We start from the raw sequence: 23602 nt of genomic DNA, 5'->3' as shown, positions 1-23602 counted from the left end.
CTTTACCGCACGACGATGATCCCCGTCATGTGCGGATGCAACGAACAAAAGTATTTGTACGTCCCCGGCTGATCGAATACATGCGAGAAGCTGTCGCCGCTATCGAGCGGGTCCGACTTGAACGACTTCGCCTCATCGACGACGGTGTGCAACATGTCGTCGCGATTGGTCCAGGTCACCTTCGTTCCGGCGGGGACCGTGAGCGTAGGCTGGCTAAACGCGAAATTATCGATGGTGATGGTGGGCGTTGCCACTGCTGCGACTTGTTGAGCGGGCTCTTCCGCGCAGGCGGACGGCATCATGCCAAAGAGTGCTTTGACGACCATGGCCACCGCTAGCCGACGCGCGCAGCGCCCGATGAAGGATGCATTCATGCCCGCGCTCCTGCAAGGGAAGTATCGACGATAGCCAACTGCTCGCGCCCCGCAACGTGTGTGACGGCTCGTAGTCCGAGCATTGAACGCAGTTGGTCAGCGCCGACTTTCATCGGGCCGGGGCCTGCCGCCGCGCCGGGCGCGGGTTGAGGAAACGCGGTGGACATGGCGGAATAGAACCGCATGTCGCCTTCCACTTTTTGCGCGACCTGATGCACGTGGCCATTCAACACTGTCACCGAACCGAAGCGCCGCAAGAGCGTAAGCGCCTGCGCGCTGTCGTCGGTGCCCCAGCCCCATTGCGGATATAAGGCCCAAAGCGGAATATGCGCGAAGACGACAATCGGCGTGCTGCTCGTTCTCGCTTGCAGATCTTGCTTCAGCCAGGCGAGTTGTGCGTCGCCGAGAAAGCCGAGGCCGCCGCCCTTGAGGTCAATGACATTCGTCAGACCGATGAAATGAACACCGCCTTCGTCGAAGCTGTACCAATGACGCGCGCCGCCGCTTCCATACTGGTCCGCGAAGCGCGAGAAGAATGAATCTCCATTCTCGACCAGCACGTCATGCTCGCCAGGAACGTAATGGACCGGCATGCCCGCGTCATTGATGATCTGCGTGGCCGTATCGAACTGGGCCGGCTTCGAGAGATGCGTGATATCACCGGTGTGGATCATGAATGCAGGACGTTGCGGCATGGTGCGGACATGACTGATGGCTTCCTGAAGCGTGCCTGTCGGCTCGGTATTCGGGTCTTTGTTGAATCCGATATGGCTATCGCTGATTTGCACGAAGCTGAAAGAGTGCGTCGTTTCGGCGGCCTGCACCGACGAAATCAGCTGCGAGCGCGGTACGCCGCCGCTGATCGTCCAAAGCACGCCAGCGCCGGCCCACGCCATGCACGACAAAGCCGTGCGCCGGCGCTTGCCGTGATCGTCGAGTTCTTGAGTGGGTGCGGAAGGGTTGAGTTCGGTATGCATGGCGGCTCCTCGGGAAGTGACGTATCCAGCGTCCATCGAACCCGCGCAGCGCTTCCAATATTCCCGACAATGTTTTTTTCAATCGCGCTCGCGCTGCCAAGGAATAAATCGGCAAAGAGCACAGTAATGGAACCGTGGGCGCGCGTGATTGCGCGCAGCGATACATGTCCGAAGTCGGTTCGCTCAGGGAGATCGGCGCCATGTGGCGAAGCAGGTCGAGAGTAGACGAGTCTGCGCATGCGCGCTTCGAAGCGACGGTGATGCCGCACCTCGATGCCGCCTACAACCTTGCGCGCTGGCTTTCCGGCAGTGCGAGCGATGCGGACGATGTCGTGCAGGAAGCCTATCTGCGTGCGTTTCGTTTCTTTTCCGGCTTTGAAGACGGCAGTGAGTCTAATGCGCGTGGCTGGCTTCTTGCCATCGTGCGCAACACATGGTTCACGGAATGGCGTCGTCGTGTGCAGTCAGCCGACGCAACGCCTTACGATGAGGACATCGCCGGTGATCAGGCACTGCCGGGATGGTCCGACGATGCAGGCGTGAGCCCGGAGACACTCGCCGTGCGCAAAGACGAAGTTCAGCTCGTTCATCGCGCATTGGAGGCGCTTCCGCTCGTTTTTCGTGAGGTACTCGTGCTGCGCGAACTCGAAGATATGAGTTACAAGGAAGTGGCGGCCATTACGGGCGTGCCGATAGGAACGGTCATGTCGAGGCTTGCTCGCGGCCGCAAGATGCTCGCGACAGCGGTACGCGCCGCACAAGGCGAAAGGCCGAGCGTGCGACTCGTTCGCAAGGCCGAGCCGGGTCATTCTGAGGAATCGGGCAATGGACGATAACGATACCGCCTCGCTGGAAACGAGGCTGACCGATGGCTCGCTCAATCATCGCGCACCGGTGCATCTGCGTGCGCAGGTGCTGGCACGCGTGCGCGAAGAAGCGGCGCGCGAACATCGTCGAGAAGCACAATCGCATATCGCGCGGAACACATGGCGCTCGCCTTTCTCCGTGCCGTGGCCGTTCTTCGGCGGAGCATTCGCGGGCGCGACACTATCGGCGATTGTGCTTGGCGCGGTGCTTTGGGTGCAGACTGCGGCTCGCATGCCGCCCGATTCGCCAATCGCCCAGGAGATCGTGTCGAGCCATGTTCGGGCGTTGATGTCCGATCGACCGATCGACGTTTTATCCAGCGATAAACACACCGTCAAGCCGTGGTTCAACGGTCGCATCGACTATGCGCCGCCAGTCATCGACCCAGCGGGGCCGGGCTTCGCACTCGTCGGCGGAAGGCTCGATTACATCGGGCATCGCCCGGTGGCGGTCGTCGTGTATCGCTATCTCAAGCATCCGATCGACGTCTACGTGTTCCCCGATAAACCGTCCGCAGTCGCGCAAAAGGCCGCCAAAGCTATCGTGACGCGCTCCGATGACGGCTATGCGCTTGCTCGCTGGAACGAAGATGGCATGACCTTCTGGGCCGTGACCGATGCGTCGGGCGCAGTGCTGAACCAATTCATACAGGCGATCGAAGCGGGGGCTCCCCGCTGATTCGATAAGGGCGCGTCTTATCTGCTGACGATAATGCGCGATGCGCGATGCGACGCACATTTCCCGCTCTGCGCGTTTGGTGTTACCTTGCCCGAAATGAACAAGGAGACGCCATGAACGCCAGCAGCGCACCGCCTCGTCACCCTCCGTTTTCGACGTCGGCACGACTCGTCGAGCGTGGAAAGATCGTATCGGCGCGCGAGGCGGTGCGCCTGATTCGCTCGGGAGACACCATTGCAACGAGCGGCTTTGTGGGCGTCGGCTTTGCGGAAGAAGTGGCAATTGCACTCGAGTCCCGCTTCCTGGAAGGAAAAGAGGCAGAACACGCGGACGGTCATGAGCCGATTAGAGATCTGACCATTGTGTATGCGGCCGGTCAAGGCGACGGCAAAGGCAAAGGGCTAAATCATTTCGCGCATGAAGGGCTCGTCAAGCGGGTCATTGGCGGTCATTGGGGGCTCGTGCCCGGCTTGCAGAAGCTTGCTATCGAAAACCGCATCGAAGCGTACAACCTGCCGCAAGGCGTCATTTCACAACTCTTTCGCGACATCGCGGCGCATCGTCCGGGGCAGTTATCGACCGTCGGACTCGGCACTTTCGTGGATCCGCGCAATGGAGGCGGAAAGCTCAATGCACGCACGACCGAGGATATCGTGCGTCTCATGCCGATTGACGGCACCGACTACCTCTACTACAAGGCCTTTCCCATCGACGTCGCAATCGTGCGCGGCACGACGGCGGATCTTAACGGCAACATCACGATGGAGAAGGAAGCGCTGACGTTGGAAGCACTCTCCATTGCAATGGCGGCACGCAACTCGGGCGGGATCGTCATCGCACAAGTCGAACGGCTGGCCGAATCCAATACGCTCAACGCGCGACAAGTCAAGGTGCCGGGCGTCATGGTGGATTGTGTCGTGGTGGCTCGCCCGGAGAACCACTGGCAGACCTTCGGCGAACAATACAGCGCGGCGTTCTCCAGCGAACTGCGTGTCGCCGCGAGTTCCCTGTCACCGATGCCGCTCAACGAACGCAAGGTGATTGCGCGTCGCGCCGCGTTCGAATTGATGGCCAATAGCGTGGTCAACCTCGGCATCGGCATGCCGGAAGGCATTGCGAGCGTGGCGAATGAAGAACAGGTGATCGACCTCTTCACCATGACGACCGAACCGGGCGTCATTGGCGGAATCCCGGCCGGCGGCCTCAACTTCGGCGCTGCGACCAATACGCAAGCGATCATCGATCAGCCATATCAGTTCGACTTCTACGACGGTGGGGGACTCGATATCGCTTTCCTTGGACTTGCACAGGCGGACCGCGAAGGCAGTCTCAACGTCAGCAAATTCGGTCCCAAGCTGGCGGGCGCTGGCGGATTCATCAATATAAGTCAGTCCGCCAAGAAGGTCGTTTTCGTCGGTACGTTCAATGCAGGCAAACTGGACATCGTCATTGAAGACGGCAAGCTCGCGATACGTCGCGAGGGCAATTGCCGCAAGTTCGTCGATGCCGTCGAGCATCGCACGTTCAGCGGCCGTTATGCCGTGGAGCGTGGCCAGACGGTGCTTTATATCACCGAGCGTTGCGTGTTCGAGTTGACGAGTGAAGGGCTGGTGTTGAAGGAAGTCGCGCCGGGCATCGACGTGGAGCGGGATATCGTGGCGCAGATGGACTTCAGACCGGTGATACCTTCTGTGCCACGCCTAATGGATGAGCGCATTTTTCGCGATGCCCCGATGGGTTTGCGTAATCAGTTGCTGGGCCTCGATCTGTCCGAACGGTTCAGCTACGACGCGGAGAAGAAGCTCTTCTTCATCAACTTCGAAGGGCACGAGGTGGCAAGCCTGCACGACGTGGAAGCAATTCGCCTCGAAGTCGAAAAGCAGCTCGCAGGGGTAAGCGTCAAGCCACATGCCATTGTCAACTACGACAATTTCTCCATCCGCCCGAGCATGCTCGACGCCTATTCGGAAATGGTGAGCCGGCTAGTAAGCGAGTTTTATGACGGCGTTACGCGTTATACGACGAGCAGCTTCCTGCGCATGAAACTCGGCGACGCGCTCAAGCGCCGGGGCGTCGCACCATATATCTATGAAAGCGCACAGGAAGCGCGCGAGCATGGCGCCCGGCGTTCCCGTGATGCTTAGCTTCTCGCGGTTTGAGCGGGAGGCGTCTGCCTGTCGGCGCGCAAGCGGCTATGGCGTATGCCGTACGTGAAGTAGATGACGATGCCGATCGCCATCCATACGAGGAGCCGTATCCATGTATCGGCAGGCAAGCCGGACATGAGGAACACAGAGGAGATTGCGCCTAACGGAGCCACGATGAAGACTGCGGGCGTCTTAAACGCGCGCTTGAGTTCAGGTTGCGTGATGCGCAACACCAGCACGCCCACGCAGACCACGGCGAACGCAAACAGGGTTCCGATGCTGACCAGTTCGCCGACGAGGCCGATCGGTAGCAGTCCGGCGAGCACCATGACGATCAGCCCAGTGATGATGGTCGTGATGTACGGCGTATGAAAGCGAGGATGAATCTTCGAGGCGAAGGGCGGGAGCAGTCCGTCTTTCGCCATCGAATAGAAAATGCGCGGTTGACTCAGCAATAGAACGAGAACAACGGACGTCAAGCCGAAGATCGCGCCCAGCTTGACGATGGGCGAGAGCCAGCGCATCCCGATTGCATCCACACCGACAGCGATCGGATCCGAGACATTGAGTTTGTCGTACGACACGATGCCTGTGAGCACGTAAGAGACGAGGACATATAAGATCGTGCAGATGGTCAGCGAGCCGAGCAGGCCGATTGGCATATCGCGCCGCGGATTGCGCGTCTCTTGCGCGACGCACGACACGGAATCGAAGCCGATGTAAGCGAAGAAGACCACCGCTGCGCCGCGCAAGACGCCGCTCATGCCGAACACGCCGGACTCACCCGTGTTCGGTGGAATGAAGGCGCCAGTCGGATTCTTTGCGGTGACCCAATGACTCGTATCGACGTAGGCAATGCCTCCCGCAATGAAGGCAAGTACGATCAGCACCTTGATCACGACGATGAAACTGTTCACCCGAGCCGATTCACGAATGCCGATCACCAGCAGGATCGTGATAAGTCCGACGATGACCATTGCGGGTATGTTGAGAATAGCGCCGGCATGGCTCCATCCTTTGGCGGGATCGTATGCGAAGGGCGCTTGAGAGAACTGCGCCGGTATATCAATATGCAGCGAATGCAGGAAGCTGACAACATAGCCCGACCAGCCGATGGCGACTGTCGTCGCGCCGACCGCGTATTCCAGTATCAGGTCCCAGCCGATGAGCCATGCAATGAGTTCGCCCATTGTCGCGTAGGCGTAGGTGTAGGCACTGCCCGAAACGGGCACGGTGGAAGCCATCTCAGCATAACAAAGACCCGCGAGCGCACACACGATTGCGCCCAGCACGAACGATATGACGATGGCCGGGCCTGCATTGGCGGCTGCGGCATGACCGGTCAGCACGAATATGCCTGCACCGATGATGCAACCGATGCCCAACATGGTGACATCGAGTGCGGTAAGCGAACGTTTCAACGCATGGCCGCCATGTTCCTGCACGACTTCCTCTGTCTCCGACGCTTCGTTTTGCAGTGCAGCGACGGTTTTTCTTTGCATGACGGCCACGATCACCTCCGGTCTTTCGACAAGACACTCGCAGTGCGACGGCGCGGCACCGGCTGTCGTGTCGCAGTTTCGTGATAGCAGATTTCGCCGAGGAATACGAGACCGAAGCCGCGCATGCTCGAACGCATCGAGTTTTGAAACGCCCGTTTTAAAGCATTTCGCGTGCCGAAAACCGTATGCGCCACGGGGTGATTTAGGTCTGTGGTCCGCGCGCGTGCGGACCGGCACTATAATCGTCTTGTCGGTTTCATTTGACAGCCGGGATACCGTTGCTCGGCGCCCAACGCTTCTCATTATTCCTTGACGTGGAGATCATATATGTCCATCCGCATTGGCGATGAAGCCCCCGATTTCACCGCAGAAACCACCGAAGGCCCGATCCGCTTCCACGAGTGGATCGGTGATCAATGGGCGATCCTGTTCTCTCATCCAAAGGACTTCACGCCCGTTTGCACCACCGAACTCGGTTATATGGCAAAGCTGAAGCCGGAGTTCGACAAACGCAACACGAAGGTCATCGGCTTGTCGATCGATCCGGTCGACAATCACGCGAAATGGGCGAAGGACATCGAGGAAACCCAGGGCACGGCAGTCAATTACCCGATGATCGGCGATGCCGACCTGACCGTTGCCAAGCTCTATGACATGATTCACCCGAATGCGAGCGGCGGCGGCCCGCGCACGGCCGTCGACAATGCCACCATTCGAGCGGTGTTCATCATCGGCCCGGACAAGAAGATGAAAGCGACTTTCACGTATCCGATGAGCGCCGGCCGCAACTTCGACGAAGTGCTGCGCTTGCTCGATGCGCTGCAGCTGAACGCAAAGCACACGGTCGCGACGCCGGTCAACTGGAAGCCGGGCGACGACGTGATCATCCCTACCTCGGTGTCAGACGAAGACGCTCAGAAGAAGTATCCGGAAGGCTTCAAGACGCTGAAGCCGTATCTGCGGACGGTTGCGCAGCCTAAGTAACAACTGCTTTGCGCCGCATACGCTGACCGCGCGCCGCGGTCAGCGTAGATTCAGACATGCCCAGTGCGTCGCTCTGGCGAGGTGTCGACCTCTCCGGGGCGGCGCAGCATCTTGTCCACTTCTCCCGCGTGCAACTCTTCCGTCTGGATCATCTGCCGCGCGTATTCCTCCAGCGCAACCGAGCGATCTTCCACTAGCTTCAGCAGATCGCGATAAAGGTCGAGCGCAACCTTCTCAGCTTGCAACGACTCACGGAGAATGGTCGCAATATCGAAAGTGTGGTTGTCCAGCAGCGGGCCGATCTCGAGCGATGGATATGCACCGAGCGTGGTGATCCATTCGCCGGCCTGATGCGCATGCGTCAACGATTCGTCCGCTTGTGCGCGTAGCCACGAGACAATCGGTATGCGTCCGAACCCGAACACCAGAAACGAATAGTGTGTGTAACGCACGACGCCGGCCAACTCGGATTCCAGAATCCGGTTCAAAACGGCGACGACTTCTTCCTTGTCGAGTTCTGCCATCTCTGCCTCCGAGTCCCGTTGCAAAGCGGTTGACCACTGAATCATTGACCATTGTAGTCACTGATTCCTCGGCTCGCATCGGAAGAGGCAGAGGCGATCAAACCGCTTCTTCGATCCACATCGAAGCGGTGCGCTCGAGTGTGTGCGACATGGCCGAACGCGCGCTTTCGGCATCGATCATTTCGATTGCACGGACCACTCTGCCGTAATCGCTGATCTGAGACTCGGGCATACGTACCACTCCTTGAGACTGAGTACGCAAGGTCGCCTTGATCGTTCGGATACCGACACGCACGACACTACCCATTTGGCGGAGAATTTCGTCGCCGCTCGCATCGACGATGGCAGTCAGCAACGCTTCTTCCGCGGCGGCCTGCAGAGTCTCCGTGGGACTGGCATGCACGAGGCGTTGAAACGCGGCATTGATGCCGATGCGCTGATGCCTGCTTGCGCGCGTCGCCGCCAGCGCGGCTGCGGGCGGATCGACGAGCGCGCGGAATTCGACGAGTCGTCGCAGACAATCGGGATCGGGGAGGGCACGCAAGCGCCAATCGGCCACTTCCGAGTCGATGATGAGCCACTCGTGCGCGGGCCGAATGCGCGTCCCGGTCTTGGGCCGCACATCGAGCATGCGCCGCGATATCAGAATGCTCAATGCCTCGCGCATGATGGTGCGGGAAACACCATGCTTCTGTGAAAGAAGGATCTGAGGCGGCAGAACGTTGTCCTTATATTCTCCGTTGATGATGCCCGCGACGAGTTGGTTCACCACGCGCTTGACGAGCGATGCTTCATATCCATGGTTCATTTTTTGTTCTCGTGAAAACACCCCGCGCTCCGGCTGCGCGTCGCCCGTTGCCGGGCCGCTACCGCTTCTACTGCTTATGCGGCGCCTCGGCGCGCCGTAAGTTGGTCTCCCTCTCTTGCCGTCCTTTTCCGCCAATCCCTTGGACGGAGAAGACTTGCAACACACACCCCATAGCGGTCGGTCATGGTTTGGAAGAGTGCCGTCTATCCGCTGCAGCAAGCGTATCGTCACATGGCATGCTTTAACAATATGGTTCACTTCGAATTCGACTGACTATCGTGCGTCGTCCCACAAAGAAGCACGCGCATGCCGTGGCGCAAGCGTTTGCTCGCCATGTCCGGCGCGTTCGGGCTAAGCGGTGATATGTTATTTTCCCGTTCCGAAGCGAACGGGCATCGAGCGATGCAGCCAACAGGAGAAACGAAACATGAAAGTTGCGGTCATGGGTGCGGGCGCAGTGGGCTGTTATTACGGCGGTATGCTCGCGCGTGCGGGACATGAGGTCGCGCTCATTGCGCGGCCCCAGCACGTCGAAGCGATTCAACGCAACGGCCTGCGGCTCGATACTCAGACGTTCGACGAGCACGTTCGCGTGTTCGCAAGCACGGAGGCAAGCGCGGCCGAAGGCGCACAGGTGGTGCTTTTCTGCGTGAAATCGACCGACACGGATAGCGCCGCGCAGGCCCTCGGGCCGTACCTCGATTCGAGCGCGCTGGTGTTGTCGCTGCAAAACGGCGTCGAGAATGCCGAGCGCCTGCGCCAACTGTTGCCACAGGAAGTCGCAGCCGCAGTGGTGTATGTCGCGGCGGAAATGGCAGGGCCCGGGCACATCCGCCATCATGGCCGTGGCGAACTGGTGATCGAGCCTTCCAGCATGAGCGAGGACGTTGCGCGGACGTTCGCTGCTGCCAACGTGCCGACCGAAATATCCGACAACGTGCGCGGTGCCCTATGGGCGAAGCTCGTTCTCAACTGTGCGTACAACGCGCTTTCGGCCATTGCACAGGTCCCTTATGGGCCGCTGGTGCAGGCTGAAGGCGTGACGCGTGCCATGCGCGATGTCGTCGATGAGTGCCTTGTCGTCGCCCGCGCCGATGGCGTTACGATTCCCGGCGATGTGGACGCCGCGGTGCGCCGAATAGCAGAGACGATGCCGAACCAATACTCATCCACGGCTCAGGACCTTGCGCGCGGCAAGCGCAGTGAAATCGATCATTTGAACGGATTGATCGTCCGGCGCGGCGAAGCGCTCGGCGTTGCGACGCCGGCTAATCGCATGCTGCACGTGCTCGTCAAGCTCGTCGAAAGCAAGGCCGCATGAAGGGCGGGCTGACGACGCGGGAACGGCTGATGCTGAATGTTGGGAGCAGGCGCAGAAATACTCGTGCGCCGTCTGACAACCGGAGGACTCGCCATGAAATCGATCGTCAAAGCAGTCGCTGCTGCCGCTGTGCTCGTTGCGCCGGCGCTTTCGTTTGCACAAACCGATTCTGCGGTACAACGTAACCAAGTACAACAAGATTTGCGTCAAGTAGAAGCCGCGGGCTACAACCCTGGGCAGCCCGATCGCACGACCTATCCGCGCGATGTTCAGAATGCGGAGAGCCGCGCTTCCAGGCAGAACGGTGCAATGCCGGGCTATAACCGCGACTATGGCGGCGTCAACGACGGAACATCGGCCGCCGGCATTCGGGCAATGCGACCGATGAACGACGCCAACAAGCCGGTCTATTTCGGGCATTGAGATCGCAGGCGCGGGTTAGGGGTGAGGCGATTCCTGCGCGCCGCGTTGGGGCGCGCTAGCATGAGTGGTCGCCACGATCACTTCTCGAGGAACCCGCCATGCGACGTGCCGTCAAGATTCCCGGTCCGGACCATCCTGTCACCGTAGAGCGAACGTCGCTGCGCGTAAGAGTGACAAGCGGCGGCAGCGTGCTTGCGGATACGACGAACGCCCTCGTCTTGCGTGAAGCGTCGTATCCGCAGGTACTCTACGTGCCTCGCGCGCATGTCGACATGTCGAAGCTGCAGCGTACGTCTCACACGACCTATTGCCCGTATAAGGGCGAATGCAGCTATTACAGCATCGTTTCGCGCCGTGAAAAAGGGTGTCAACGCCGTATGGACCTATGAGCAGCCATACGAGGCGGTCGCGCAGATCAAGGATCATTTGGCGTTTTATCCTGATCGCGTCGATTCTATTGAAGCGCTGGATGCCTAAGCTGAAGGGCAAACGCTCCGCGAAGAACGCCCGGCACCGTTTGCCGGGTGCGATGCGATGGTTTGCTTGCAACACTGTGCCGTTCAAAGCTCTATTCGCGTGAATTCGTTATAGGCGCGGCTGCCTGCCATTTCAGGCAGTCATGCGCTATCCGCGACGCTTCGTCAAAACACACAGCGATATTCTCTCTGGCCAAAATCGCCGTCATGCACGCGAAGAACGAGCGAATCGTGCCTCGGCTCAAAAAAGGAAAAGATACCGGGTGACAGTTTCGTGAATGACGGCTGGCGTTGAAAGACAGCAAAGTCTTCTTGGTTAGCCGCGATATGTTTGCTAGCATGTATTCAACACGAATGTAGAAAGTGATCGCTGCCCTAAGCGGACGCAATAGGCGTATTGCGACGTCTCACGCTGACCGTCGGCACTCGCAGCCTTGCGCAGTGGCCGTGGAGTCTGGCACTTATCGACTTAGTTTCAAACCTTCACACTGCGCAGATCGACTCGCTCATTCGCCGTGGCAGTCATTTCAACGCATGCTGTAATTATCGGCCATTTTCTTTCTTTGACAGTGAAGTCAGACAGTTTTCGTCCGCCGTCATTATCGACGATAGCGGTGAATTCGTGCGTTTGGAATCCTTCGATATTGCAGGAGGAAGAATGGAAACAGAACTGAGTTCGAAACTTGCAAAGGTACTGCGACGCTGCGCATCACATCGCCAATTACTAAGCTATCAGCGTTTCCATGCGTTGTGCGACAAGAACGTGCCGCTATCGCAGCGTTATGCTGCGCTGGAGTCCGCAGTCAAGACGCTAGGCGATGTGCAGGATATCGACTACGGCGTGCTTCTTGCGCTCGACAGCGGGCTGCCCGGCGCGGAGTTCTTCCAGCGTTATCTGCGATACCGCCGCAGTGAGTACGTGAACATGATGGGCGACCCGAGATTCCGTCGTCAGACGGTGGCGAGCAAAAAGGCGCTGGTCGCCAGAGAACGCGCTCGTGTCTTCGCGCATGCGCGTCTTGCAACGCAAGACGGTGTCAATCCGGCGATGGCAGCATGACCAACGCATCGGCCGTATGTTGCTTGCGCGGGTGCGATTCATAGAAAGAGAATGCCGCCGGGCAAACCCTGTGTCTACCACGGCAGAATCATCGAGTTGCTGCTATAACCGCCAATTAATAGCTCATTCACCCCGAAATGTCGAATGTCGACGTCAGAAAGTCGACTTGCTCAATATAATCGCGACGAACGGCATACCCACGCTGCGGATCTCGCATGGCGAATCCCGCAGCCGAGGTCCAGTAAAGGGAGGCGGGGGCATCCCTCTGGATCATGTACGTCGCCAGAGCGAGGACAAAACAATGAAACCGGTCATATTCGGTGGGCGATTGGGGTGGTTGCACGCGGGAACGGGTAAGCGGGGCGTCGTACTTTGCAATACGTTCGGTCACGAGTATGTCTGGACTTATAGCGGCCTGCGCCTCCTTGCCGAATTGCTTGCGGCGCGTGGGCTCTGGGTCTTGCGCTTTGACTACATCGGCACTGGCGATTCCGCTGGCGACGATGCAGCGCCAGGCCAATTCGAGTCGTCAATCGATGACATCGGCGCTGCCGTCGATCTCCTGAAACAGGAAGCGGGCGTCGAACATGTGGCGCTTTGCGGCTTTCGCGTGGGCGCCGCCTTCGCGTTGCACGCGGCCTTGCGCCATCCCGTGGATGATCTCGTGCTGCTTGCGCCGGTCGTGAGCGGGCGCACGTACATGCGCGAATTGAGCGTCACGCGCAAGACGTGGCTCGAGAAACTCGCCGCGCCCTTGCGCGAAGTTCAGCCACAGGACGGTCCGCTCAACGTCCTCGGTCAGACGTATGGCGAAGACTTCAGGCGTGAACTCGAAGCCGTCGATCTGGCGGCAAGCGTCAAACAGTCTGGCGTCGCGCCCGCGGCTCGCGTGTTGCTGATGCATGGCCGTGTTAGCGCTAAGGACCCCTTGCGCGATGCACTTGCGTCGCTCGGCGTCGATGTGCAAACGCAGCCATTCGACGACTTAACCGGGTTTATTCAAGAATCGGCTTTCACTGTCACGCCGCACGCGGCGTTTGCGCAAGTCGCGCATTGGCTTGCCCCTGGCGCAGACGGTCAGTCCCGAGCATCCTCGACATCGTCTGACTGGCCGAATGACATGAGCATCGAGACGGCAGAGGCGATAGAGCGGCCCGTCAGAATCGGCGAAGAAGGACTTGTCGGCATCCTGTGCGAACCGCGCCGTTCGGCCTCGCGTGCATCAGCATTTCTTCTGGCCAATACATCGGCAAGCTCGCGTGTCGGTGATAGCCGGCTATCCGTGCGAATCGCCCGCGATCTTGCACGGCGTGGCATTGCTTCGTTGCGATTCGATGCGCGCGGCAGAGGCGATAGCCCCGCCGCGCCAGGCATAACTCAAGCGGCGACGCCGTACAGCCGCATCTACAATCCGGTCGCCACCCAAGATACCGCGACTGCCGCACGATGGCTCTCGCAACAAGGCTACAGCTCGATCTTCTCGTTCGGCATTTGTTCCGGCGCATATCACGCATTGAAGGCGGCCGCCTCCGAAGCCGCCATTTCGGGCGTGATAGCGGTGAACATTCCAACGTTCAAGCAGCCCGAAGACAAGTCGGCCGACGAAATGCGTCAATCGACTCGCAATTCGATGGCCGGCTATGCCTCGTCCATGTTCGAACTGAATAAGTGGAAAGCGATACTTCGCGGCGACAAGAATTTGCTTCGCGTGCTGGGCTTTATCGCGAGTTATGGTGCAACGCGGGTCCGTTCGCGCATGTCGGACCTGCTGCGGCTCGATGGCGCGAGTCATACGCCGCCCGCGCAAGCCACGACGCCTCAGGCAATCGCGCGCGTGCTCGATGCCAAGGGCACGAAGACGTTGCTCGTCTATGGCAGCTATGATGCGGGCCTCGATCTTCTCGCCGCGCATTGCGGCAAGCTGGGCGTGCGCTTGTCGCGTTACCCGAACGTCCGCGTCATGACGTTTCCGGATGTCGATCACTCGCTGTTCAATCCGGCTAGCTCGGCGCAGATCATTTCGCTGTGCGAGAGCGTCATCAAGGAAACGAATTCGCCGGTACGAGAGGAAAGACTCGGCGTGCGCGCACCGGCTGTCTCCTGAGCCGACCTATCGCACGCCGATGCGATAGCGCGTGGTCTGGCTATAACGCTCGCCTGGCCTCAGCACCACGCGCGACGCATCCGGCATATTGATCTGATTAGGAAACGCACCAGCTTCGAGGCATAGCCCCGCATGAATGCGATATGACTTGCCCTCGCGGCCAGTCACACCTTCGAGAAAATTGCCGGTATAGAACTGCAAGCCAGGTGCATCTGTCGATACGGTGAGTTCTCTTCCGCTCGCCGGATCGTATAGGATCGCGGCCTTGCGCACCGCGCCTTCGTCGGCGTCCGGCAAGATGTAGCAATGATCGAAGCCGCCGGCGCGCGCAAGACGCGTATCCGGCCAGTCGAGTCGTGCGCCGATCGGCGCGCCCGCGCGAAAGTCGAATGCGTTGCCTGCTACATGCGCACGGGCCACGGGAATCAACGCATCGTCGGTTTCGAAGAACGTATCGGCGTCTATGGCAATGACGTGGCCGCGTATGTCGAAGGGGCCGGGCGCGTTATCACCGGACAAGTTGAAATAGGCGTGATTCGTCATGTTGATGGGCGTCGGCGCGTCGGCGACCGCGTCGTAGCGGATCGTGAGCGCACCGTCGTCGTCCAGCGAATAACGCACCGTCGCTATGACTTTGCCGGGAAAGCCCGCATCGCCTTCGGGCGACTCATGCATGAATTCCAGTCCGCCTTCGCTCTCACGTGCATTCCATAGCGCGCGATGAAAACCCGTTGCGCCGCCATGAAGATGATGCGGTCCCTCGTTGCGATCGAGCGAATAGGGCACGCCGTCGAGCACGAAGCGGGCATCGGCAATGCGATTCGCCCATCGCCCGATGATGCCCCCCATGAACGCGCTGCTCGTGAAATACGCTTCGGGTGTGTCGTGCCCGAGCAGGACATCGGCGACCCGTCCCGCACGATCTGCGGCATGCCACGAAACGAGCGTCGCGCCAAGATCGCTGATGGTGACGCGCATCCCGTGCGCATTGCGCAGCGTGAAAAGACGCACGCTGTCGCCGCCCGGCAAGCTGCCCCACCGCTCGACAGTGATTTGGTCGGCATTCGTTCGGGCAGTGCCCTCGGTGTCGGCGATGTTCATAAGTCGATGACCTTCGTTGCGTCAGGCAGTGTGCGAAGACGTGGCTTGAAGCCGTTCCTGATACTCGCGCGGCGTGCAATCGAGTTCGCGCCGGAAAACCGCGTACATGTACTGCACCGAAGTAAAGCCGCAGCGTATTGCGACTTCTGCACTCGGGATGTCCTGTTTCGCAAGCAATTGCTTGGCCACGTGAAGCTTGTGACTCAGGATTTCCTGATGAACGGTGCAGCCAAGCTCGCGCCGAAAGTGGTCTTCGAGGGACGAGCGTGATACGCCGACATAATCGGCTACCTGTTCAGTCTTGATGCCCTGACATCCGTATTGACGTATGTAATGACGCGCTCGCATCACATAGGGACTCGCCACGGGCTGATGGCGCGTCGACTCGAGCACGTTGATCCCGACTGGCGGCACGAGTATTCGGCGTCCCGCGAAGCGCGCGCCACCGAGCATCTGATGCAACAGGTGCGCCGCCGTGCGGCCCATTTCCTCTGTTCCCTGAATCACCGACGAAAGCTCGATGCGCGTGAGTGAACGCGTGAGCGGATCGTTGTCGATACCGATGATCGCCACTTGTTCGGGCACCGCGATGCCCGAGATCAGGCAGGCTTGCAGAAGATGCCGCGCACGCGCATCCGTGACGGCGATGATGCCGACCGGCTTTTCCAGGCCCTGCAGCCACGTAGTGAGATCCGCGCTTGCCTGACTCCATACCGGCGCGCTCGTCGGCAGGCCGCGATGTATTTCCGCGTCCAGTCCATCGGCCGTCATCAGCGCTTCGAACGCGCGTTCGCGCTCCTGAGCCCAGCGGTTCTCGGCGGATTCCGGCAGGCTGTATAACGCAAAGCGTTGCAGTCCCGCGCTGATGAGGTGCGTATAGGCAAGCGAAACGAGCTTGGCGTTGTCCGTGGCGATATAGGGCAGCGATGCGGGATAGCAGGCCGCATCGTGGTAAGAGCCGCCTACCGCGACGACGGGAAGCGGGCAATCGGCGAGCGCGTCGCATACGGCGGGGTCGTCGAAATCCGCGATGATGCCGTCGCCATCGAAGCGTTCAATGCCTGTGAGCCGCGCTCTGAAATCTTCTTCGAGGAAAAGGTCCCAGGCGACACGCGTGGAAAGCAGGTACTGACCGATACCGGTGATGATTTCGCGGTCGTACACCTTGTTCGCGTTGAAAAGCAGCGCAATGCGATGCGGACGGTTCATGAAAATCTCTTAGCGGACTTAAGGGTTTTCCATATATGACGCCTGGCTGCCGACTATGCAGCCGCTTCATTCTAATTGCATGTGCTAGCAGACATCGGCGTTTCTAAAGAATCGCTAATGGTGCTGGCGAATTTCGCAATTGAAGCACCGGGCGCGCGGCTGGCAGCATGGCGTCACTCTATAGCGCGCCTCGAATGCGCGCATCCAAACCCGGAGACATCATGCCTTTGCTCGAACACCTTCCGAGCGCCCGCTTCGAGGGAGCCGGTTCGGAGAATCCGTTCGCCTATCGCCATTATGATGCCGACAAACTGGTGCTCGGCAAGCGTATGGCCGATCATCTGCGGCTTGCCATGTGTTACTGGCATTCGTTCGTGTGGCCGGGTGTGGATGTGTTCGGCGCGGGGACGTTCGATCGTCCATGGCACAAGCAGGGCGATGCGATGGAAATGGCGCACATGAAAGCCGATGCCGCCTTCGAATTCTTCAGCAAGCTCGGCACGCCGTTCTATACGTTTCACGACACCGACGTCGCGCCCGAGGGTGCAAGCATTCGCGAATACGTCGACAACTTCAAGCACATGCGCGACTATCTGGCGCGCAAACAGGAGGCAAGCGGCGTCAAACTGCTCTGGGGTACGGCGAATCTATTCTCCAATCCGCGTTATGCAGCGGGCGCAGCCACGAACCCGAACCCGGACGTATTCGCCTTCGCTGCCACACAAGTGCGCGAGGCGCTGCAAGCTACGCTCGATCTCGGCGGCGAGAACTACGTGCTGTGGGGCGGCCGTGAAGGTTACGAGACGCTTTTGAACACGGACCTCAAGCGAGAACGCCAGCAGCTCGCGCGCTTCCTCGCGATGGTCGCCGAGCACAAGCACAAGATCGGCTTCAAGGGCGCTCTGCTGATCGAGCCGAAGCCGCAGGAGCCGACCAAGCATCAATACGATTACGACGTCGCGACGGTGCACGGCTTTCTTACTCAATTTGGCTTGCAGGATGAATTCCGCGTGAACATCGAAGCGAACCACGCAACGCTTGCCGGACATTCGTTCCATCACGAGATCGCGACGGCTTTCGCACTCGGCATCTTCGGCAGCATCGACGCGAACCGAGGCGATCCGCAAAACGGCTGGGATACCGACCAGTTTCCGAACAGCGTCGAAGAACTCACGCTCGCGCTCTACGAGATCCTGCGCAACGGCGGCTTCACGACCGGCGGCATGAATTTCGACTCGAAAGTGCGGAGGCAGAGCATCGATGCGGAAGATCTGCTGCATGGACACATCGGCGCAATCGACATGATTGCGGTGGCGCTCGATCGCGCCGCGACGCTCGTAGATAACGATCAACTCGAAGAACTGAAGCGGGCCCGCTACGCCGGTTGGGATTCGGATCTCGGCCGCAAGGTGCTCGCAGGCGGCTATTCGCTGGACGCGCTGGCGAGCGACGCGCTCTCGCGTGGTATCGATCCCCGGCATGTCAGCGGTCAGCAAGAGCGGCTGGAGAATATTGTCAATCGCGCGATCTACGGCTGAGCGAACCTAAAAAACGTTAGCGCAGACGGCAGATTTCGCAATTGCGATGCGGGCCGATAACGCCCACTCTTCGAACCGAAACCAACATAGCGACGCCTGCGAGCACGTATTCGCGGCGCACTGAATGTAACGCCGCGCGTTCTCTCGCACGTCACGCCGGCGGTCGTCCATAACAGGAGTGAGACATGAAATCATCCATTCGCCGTTCGGTATTGAGTTCGCTCGTCTGCGCCGTCATGTGCGCAGGCTTTTCGATGGTCGCGCCGCTTGCCCATGCAAGCAAGGACAAGCCCGAGATCGGGTTCTGTATCGACGACTTGCGCGTTGAACGCTGGTCGCGGGATCGCGACTATTTCGTGGCTGCCGCGACACAGCTCGGCGCGAAAGTATCGGTACAGTCGGCCGACGCGAGCGAAGCGCGGCAAATCTCGCAGATCGAGAATCTGATTTCGCGTGGCGTCGATGTCATCGTAATCGTGCCGTTCAATTCGAAGACGCTCGGTAATGTGGTGGCCGAGGCGCACAAGGCGGGCATCAAGGTCGTCTCGTATGACCGCCTGATTCTGGATGCGGACGTCGATGCCTATATCTCGTTCGACAACGAAAAGGTGGGCGAATTGCAGGCGCAAGGCGTGTATAACGCCCAGCCCAAGGGCAATTACTTCCTGCTTGGCGGGGCGCCTACCGACAACAACGCAAAGATGCTGCGACAAGGGCAGATGAAGGTGCTCAAGCCGGCGGTCGATCGCGGCGACATCAAGATCGTCGGCCAGCAATGGGTGCCGGAATGGAGCGCATCCACCGCGCTGCGCATCACCGAGGATGCGTTGACCGCAAACAACAACAAGATCGATGCCATCGTCGCGTCCAACGACGGCACCGCAGGCGGCGCCATTCAGGCGCTGGCCGCGCAAAAGCTCGCGGGCAAGGTGCCGGTATCCGGGCAAGACGCGGACCTCGCCGCCGTGAAGCGTCTCGTCGCGGGCACGCAGACCATGACGGTCTACAAGCCGCTCAAGCTGATTGCGGGCAATGCAGCGAAACTTGCCGTCGATCTGGCCAAGGGCGACAAGCCCGCCTTTAACGCGAAGTACGACAACGGCAAGAAGCAGGTCGACACGGTACTGCTGCAGCCGACGCTGCTGACCAAGTCCAACGTGGACGTCGTCATCAAGGACGGCTTCTATTCGCAAGCGCAACTTGCCGGCAACTGAAAGTCCTGCGGGCATGGCCTCGTGCGATGCCCGCTTCGTTCGGCACAGTCAGGACAATTAGCATGGCACAGGCGCTATTGGAGATGCGCGGCATCGCCAAATCGTTCGGCGGTGTGAAGGCGCTCGACGGCATCGATCTCGTCGTGAATCAAGGCGAGTGTGTGGGACTCTGCGGCGAAAATGGCGCAGGCAAGTCCACACTCATGAAGGTGCTGTCGGGCGTTTTCCCGTATGGCACGTGGCAGGGCGAAATACACTGGGACGGCAAGCCGCTTCAGGCGACCAGCATTCGCGATACCGAGCGCGCGGGCATCATCATCATTCATCAGGAACTGATGCTCGTGCCGCAACTGTCGGTGGCCGAGAATATCTTCCTCGGCAACGAGATCACGCTGCCCGGCGGTCGCATGAATTATCCGGCAATGTATCAGCGCGCGAGTGAACTACTCGACGAGCTGAACATTCAGGGCATTAATGTGGCGCAGCCGGTGATGAACTACGGCGGCGGGCATCAGCAACTCATTGAAATCGCCAAGGCGCTGAACAAGAAGGCGAGATTGCTGATCCTCGACGAGCCTTCTTCATCGCTTACCGCAGCCGAAACGCAGATTCTTCTCGACATCGTCCGGGACCTGAAGCGGCGCGGCGTTGCGTGCGTGTACATCTCGCACAAGCTAGATGAGGTTGAGGCGGTTTGCGATACCGTCACGGTCATTCGCGACGGCAAACACGTCGCCACGCATCCCATGCGTGGCCTCAGCACGGACCGCGTGATTGCGATGATGGTCGGTCGAGAGATCACGAACCTTTTCCCGCGTCCCGCGAAGGAAGACCGGCACGAGATTGGCGACGTGATCTTTGAAGCGCGCAACGTCACGTGTTTCGATATCACGAATCCGAATCGCAAGCGCGTCGACGACGTGTCGTTCGCGCTAAGAAAGGGCGAGATTCTCGGCGTCGCCGGGCTCGTCGGGGCGGGCCGTACCGAACTGATGCAGGCGGTCTTCGGCGCCTACGCAGGAGAGAGTTCCGCGCAGGTGTTCGTGAAGGGCAAGCCCGTCACCATTCGCACACCGGCCGACGCCATCGCGGCAAAGATCGCAATGGTGCCGGAGGATCGCAAGCGCCATGGCATCGTCCCGCAACTCGGCGTCGGGCATAACATCACCCTCGCGGTGTTGCGGCGCTTTGCCAAAGGCGGCCGCATTGATACCGCCGCGGAACTCGACACGATTCACACGGAGATGAAGCGGCTTTCCGTGCGCGCCGCGCATCCCATGCTGTCCATAGCAAGTCTTTCCGGCGGCAATCAGCAGAAGGCGGTACTCACACGCATGTTGCTGACCGATCCGGAAGTGCTGATTCTGGACGAACCCACGCGCGGCGTCGATGTAGGCGCGAAATACGAAATCTACAAGCTGATGTTCGAGCTTGGGCGGCGGGGCGTTTCCATCGTCATGGTGTCTTCGGAACTGCCGGAAGTGCTCGGCGTGGCAGACCGTGTGCTCGTCATCGGCGAAGGCGAACTGCGGGGTGATTTCATCAACGACGGCCTCACGCAGGAAGACATTCTTTCCGCCGCCATTGCAACGCGGCAAGACAGTGATTCAATCGATTCAGCGAGCCTCGCATGACTCCCGATCTCATTTCCACGCCCAAGCAGAGCAAAGACGAGAAGGGCGCGCCGCAGTCCGCCAGCCAGCGGTTGAAGCAGCTTTTCACGCGCTACAAGCTGCTTGCGCTGCTGCTTGCTGTGGCCGTCATCTGGCTATTGTTCTCTGTCCTGACCGATGGCGCATTCGTCACGCCGCGCAATCTTTCCAACCTGTTGCGCCAGATGTCGATCACCGGGATGCTTGCATGCGGCATGGTGTTCGTCATTATCTCCGGTGAAATCGACTTATCCGTCGGCTCACTGCTGGGCCTGCTCGGCGGTGTGGCAGCGATTCTCGATGTCACGTATCACTGGCCTATTGCTGCAACGTTGCCCGTCGTGATGCTGCTCGGCGTGGCCGTTGGTCTCTTCAACGGATGGTGGTCCACCTATCGACGGGTGCCCTCGTTCATCGTGGGGCTGGGCGGCATGCTGGCGTATCGCGGCATATTGCTCGGTATAACAGGTGGTTCGACTATCGCGCCGGTGTCCGATTCGCTCGTGTTCATCGGGCAAGGCTATCTGCCGCGTATTGCGGGCGATACGCTTGCCGTCGCGCTCTTCGTCTTGCTTGCACTCCTGACGCTACGTCAACGACGCAGCCGTCAGCGTTATGGCTTGCCTGTCGTCGCGCCTTGGCAAGACGGCGTGAAAATCGTCGCAGCAGGAGTCATTCTTTTTGCCTTCGTCGCGACGCTGAACCGCTACGGCGGCATTCCGGTCCCCGTGCTCGTGCTGCTCGCGCTGCTCGGCGTGTTCACCTACATCGCGACGCAAACGGTGTTCGGCCGGCGCATCTATGCAGTCGGCTCGAATCTGGAAGCGACGCGCCTGTCCGGGATCAACACAGACCGCGTGAAGCTCGCCATCTTTGCGTTGATGGGCTTAATGTGCGCATTCGGCGGACTCGTCAATACGGCGCGTCTTGCGGCGGGATCGCCTTCCGCGGGATCGATGGGCGAACTCGATGCCATCGCCGCATGCTTCATCGGCGGAACGTCGATGCGTGGCGGCTCGGGCACGGTGTATGGCGCGATCATCGGCGCACTCGTGATGGCGAGCCTCGACAACGGCATGTCGATGCTGGATGTCGACTCGTACTGGCAGATGATCGTCAAAGGCGCGATTCTCGTGATCGCCGTTTGGATCGACGTGGTGTCGGGCACTGCGCGGCGCTAAGGGCGGACGCGGTAAAGTACGGGGTTACGCGTCATGCCCCGTACTGCCATGTCGGTTCCTTTCCTGCTTCAAGAGACGCTCAGAGTCGTTCCACGCCGCTATCGCTTGCCCGCGCTTCCTGCGGCATCGGATGATCTGTCCAAGACCCAGCCCGCTACCGCGCTTGCCATTGTCATCGAGCAAGCCCGTCGCGCAATGGCGCGTGGTGAAGGACTCACCGCATCGATGAAGCACGCATTCGTGGATAGCCTAGCTCGCTTGATCGAAGAAGCCATGCGCGACGTTTCAGGCGATCCGGTCTTCAAAGCCACCTTGCTAAGACACCGTGCAGCCGAGGTGCGCGAATACGTGGCGTTGTCCGAGCACGCGAAAGAGGATCGTCGATCCATTCGGGCCAGCGTCAACGCCATCGCGCACCCAGGCAAGCACCGAACGTCGTCGGAGCGGCAGCGCGAAGCGTTCGCGCGACTGCACGCTGCTGCGTCGTCGCCTTACTGTCACGGCCTCGCCGACATCGCGCACGATCTGCTTTCGGCTCCCGACATCGCGAACGATTCGCCGCTTCGTCAATGGCTGACGCGACTCGTTGAAAGCCCTTCGTTGCTTCGCCTGCAGCGTCTCGAATCGCTGCGTGAAGATGAACGAGTGCGTCAGTATGTGGCGCTATGGGACAAGAATGGTCCGCGCTCTGGCAGTGCGCAGGCCGCTGCGCAAGGGAACGCGTCGCAGAAGCGCGGAACGGCGGCCGAAGCACGGGCCGCTCGGGCACTGCGAGTGATGGCGGATCGTCTCAATCAAGAAGAAGGCGCGGACCGACCGTATCGCGTCGTGACCTCGATGCGCGCTCCCGCGACTATTCCGGGAAGCGCCGAACGCGCCAAGAGCGAATGGGATGCCGTGCTGCTGAGGCAGGCAATTGGCAGCGATGAAACGCCGCTATGGGATGTCTGTCTGCTTGTGGAATCGAAAGCGTCCGTCGATGCGGCAACCACCGATCTCTCTCGCCTGCTTCGTGGTATCGCGCTTCTTGCCCATGCTGAAGAAAACGTGGCTTACGCGTTCGACACAAGCCAAGGCGCCGTGCATTTGCGCGGTTCCTCGTTGCGTGAGTTGAGCACGGACGAGGGCAGCTTGCAGAAAAGCGTTGTCTATTGCTGCGATGCGCCTTTTGAAGCGGCTCAGCGTGTACTCGGCGCAGGCAGTCGCATGCAACTGCTGTCGGCGCAACCGAGCCTCGAATTCGCCATCATGCTCGAAGATGGGCAAGCAGCCGATACACAAACGCTCGAACCCGTGTGGGATCAGCTGCTTCATTTGCCTCGGTGGCGTAGTGTGCTGGATCAATACCAGACCTTGCGGCGGGTACGCGAACTCATGGTCCATACGGAAGATCTGCGGACCGCGATCGACGAGGTGTCAGCGCGCCGAACATTGCCGGGCGGGCCAACTCGATGACAGCGTT

General features: G+C 59.8%; 20 protein-coding genes and 1 pseudogene. 14 read left to right on the top strand and 7 right to left on the bottom strand.

All coding sequences use genetic code 11. The annotated features are described in order from the left end of the window. Positions 1-2: 2 nt before the first annotated feature. Positions 3-374 carry a cupredoxin family copper-binding protein gene (locus tag P9239_RS01310; RefSeq protein WP_309748709.1) on the bottom strand — a complete coding sequence of 124 codons (372 nt, stop codon included), beginning with the start codon at positions 372-374 and terminating at the stop codon, positions 3-5. Next, positions 371-1351, bottom strand: a complete 981-nt coding sequence (locus tag P9239_RS01305; protein ID WP_309748708.1) for a metallophosphoesterase — start codon at positions 1349-1351, stop codon at positions 371-373. The genes P9239_RS01310 and P9239_RS01305 overlap by 4 nt, the downstream gene beginning before the upstream one ends. Before the next feature lie 200 nt (positions 1352-1551). On the opposite strand from P9239_RS01305, the gene P9239_RS01300 reads away from it, so the two are divergent. The 3 genes from P9239_RS01300 (at position 1552) to P9239_RS01290 (ending at position 5040) form a co-directional block, all read left to right on the top strand. After that, on the top strand, positions 1552-2187 hold the full coding sequence (locus tag P9239_RS01300; RefSeq protein ID WP_309749583.1) for an RNA polymerase sigma factor: 636 nt from the start codon (positions 1552-1554) through the stop codon (positions 2185-2187). Further along, complete coding sequence (locus tag P9239_RS01295) at positions 2177-2896, top strand: anti-sigma factor (protein WP_309748707.1); 720 nt, start codon at positions 2177-2179, stop codon at positions 2894-2896. The genes P9239_RS01300 and P9239_RS01295 overlap by 11 nt, the downstream gene beginning before the upstream one ends. A gap of 113 nt (positions 2897-3009) precedes the next feature. After that, positions 3010-5040 carry an acyl CoA:acetate/3-ketoacid CoA transferase gene (locus P9239_RS01290; RefSeq protein WP_309748706.1) on the top strand — a complete coding sequence of 677 codons (2031 nt, stop codon included), beginning with the start codon at positions 3010-3012 and terminating at the stop codon, positions 5038-5040. Here the strand turns inward: P9239_RS01290 and P9239_RS01285 are convergent. Beyond that, complete coding sequence (locus P9239_RS01285) at positions 5037-6545, bottom strand: amino acid permease (protein WP_404980180.1); 1509 nt, start codon at positions 6543-6545, stop codon at positions 5037-5039. The two genes, P9239_RS01290 and P9239_RS01285, sit on opposite strands and share 4 nt — an antisense overlap. 327 nt (positions 6546-6872) lie before the next feature. On the opposite strand from P9239_RS01285, the gene P9239_RS01280 reads away from it, so the two are divergent. Next, complete coding sequence (locus P9239_RS01280) at positions 6873-7529, top strand: peroxiredoxin (protein ID WP_309748704.1); 657 nt, start codon at positions 6873-6875, stop codon at positions 7527-7529. A 50-nt stretch (positions 7530-7579) separates the two neighbouring features. Here P9239_RS01280 and P9239_RS01275 read toward each other — a convergent pair whose 3' ends face one another. Together P9239_RS01275 and P9239_RS01270 are read right to left on the bottom strand one after the other, a co-directional pair. Then, a complete protein-coding gene (locus P9239_RS01275) occupies positions 7580-8053 on the bottom strand; it encodes a ferritin-like domain-containing protein (protein ID WP_309748703.1) in 474 nt (157 codons plus the stop codon). A 97-nt stretch (positions 8054-8150) separates the two neighbouring features. Next, the gene (locus P9239_RS01270; RefSeq protein ID WP_309748702.1) at positions 8151-9119 is read right to left on the bottom strand and encodes an FCD domain-containing protein; all 969 of its coding nucleotides are present in this window, start codon (positions 9117-9119) and stop codon (positions 8151-8153) included. Positions 9120-9288: 169 nt separating this feature from the next. On the opposite strand from P9239_RS01270, the gene P9239_RS01265 reads away from it, so the two are divergent. The 5 genes and pseudogenes from P9239_RS01265 to P9239_RS01245 all read left to right on the top strand — a co-directional run bounded on the left by P9239_RS01265 (position 9289) and on the right by P9239_RS01245 (position 14245). After that, entirely contained in the window at positions 9289-10182 is an 894-nt protein-coding gene (locus P9239_RS01265; protein ID WP_309748701.1) for a ketopantoate reductase family protein, read from the top strand. A gap of 93 nt (positions 10183-10275) precedes the next feature. Further along, complete coding sequence (locus P9239_RS01260; RefSeq protein ID WP_309748700.1) at positions 10276-10605, top strand: DUF4148 domain-containing protein; 330 nt, start codon at positions 10276-10278, stop codon at positions 10603-10605. A gap of 98 nt (positions 10606-10703) precedes the next feature. Beyond that, a pseudogene (locus P9239_RS01255) lies at positions 10704-11082 on the top strand (DUF427 domain-containing protein). 396 nt (positions 11083-11478) lie between these two features. Then, positions 11479-12141, top strand: a complete 663-nt coding sequence (locus P9239_RS01250) for a hypothetical protein (RefSeq protein WP_309748699.1) — start codon at positions 11479-11481, stop codon at positions 12139-12141. 301 nt (positions 12142-12442) lie between these two features. Continuing rightward, a complete protein-coding gene (locus P9239_RS01245; protein ID WP_309748698.1) occupies positions 12443-14245 on the top strand; it encodes an alpha/beta hydrolase in 1803 nt (600 codons plus the stop codon). Positions 14246-14251: 6 nt separating this feature from the next. On the opposite strand, the gene P9239_RS01240 is transcribed toward P9239_RS01245, so the two are convergent. Together P9239_RS01240 and P9239_RS01235 are read right to left on the bottom strand one after the other, a co-directional pair. Then, the gene (locus tag P9239_RS01240) at positions 14252-15346 is read right to left on the bottom strand and encodes an aldose epimerase family protein (RefSeq protein ID WP_309748697.1); all 1095 of its coding nucleotides are present in this window, start codon (positions 15344-15346) and stop codon (positions 14252-14254) included. A gap of 21 nt (positions 15347-15367) precedes the next feature. Further along, positions 15368-16555 (bottom strand): DNA-binding transcriptional regulator, encoded by a 1188-nt coding sequence (locus P9239_RS01235; protein WP_309748696.1) that lies wholly within the window; start codon positions 16553-16555, stop codon positions 15368-15370. 221 nt (positions 16556-16776) lie between these two features. On the opposite strand from P9239_RS01235, the gene xylA reads away from it, so the two are divergent. From xylA to P9239_RS01210, 5 genes are all read left to right on the top strand, one after another. Then, entirely contained in the window at positions 16777-18093 is a 1317-nt protein-coding gene (gene xylA / locus P9239_RS01230; RefSeq protein WP_309748695.1) for a xylose isomerase, read from the top strand. Positions 18094-18278: 185 nt separating this feature from the next. Then, positions 18279-19307 (top strand): D-xylose ABC transporter substrate-binding protein, encoded by a 1029-nt coding sequence (gene xylF / locus P9239_RS01225; protein WP_309748694.1) that lies wholly within the window; start codon positions 18279-18281, stop codon positions 19305-19307. 62 nt (positions 19308-19369) lie between these two features. Continuing rightward, positions 19370-20941: a D-xylose ABC transporter ATP-binding protein gene (gene xylG / locus P9239_RS01220; protein ID WP_309748693.1), complete on the top strand. Its 1572-nt coding sequence runs from the start codon at positions 19370-19372 to the stop codon at positions 20939-20941. Then, positions 20938-22140, top strand: coding sequence for an ABC transporter permease subunit (locus P9239_RS01215; RefSeq protein ID WP_309748692.1), 1203 nt, complete (start codon positions 20938-20940; stop codon positions 22138-22140). The genes xylG and P9239_RS01215 overlap by 4 nt, the downstream gene beginning before the upstream one ends. 48 nt (positions 22141-22188) lie before the next feature. Next, positions 22189-23595 carry a 3-deoxy-D-arabino-heptulosonate 7-phosphate synthase gene (locus tag P9239_RS01210; RefSeq protein WP_309748691.1) on the top strand — a complete coding sequence of 469 codons (1407 nt, stop codon included), beginning with the start codon at positions 22189-22191 and terminating at the stop codon, positions 23593-23595. Positions 23596-23602 lie beyond the last annotated feature (7 nt).

Origin of the sequence: Caballeronia sp. LZ062, from assembly GCF_031450785.1 — a bacterium.
Lineage (GTDB): Bacteria > Pseudomonadota > Gammaproteobacteria > Burkholderiales > Burkholderiaceae > Caballeronia.
The sequence above is the reverse complement of the archived record's forward strand: the minus strand, read 5'-3'. Positions and strand labels throughout refer to the sequence as shown.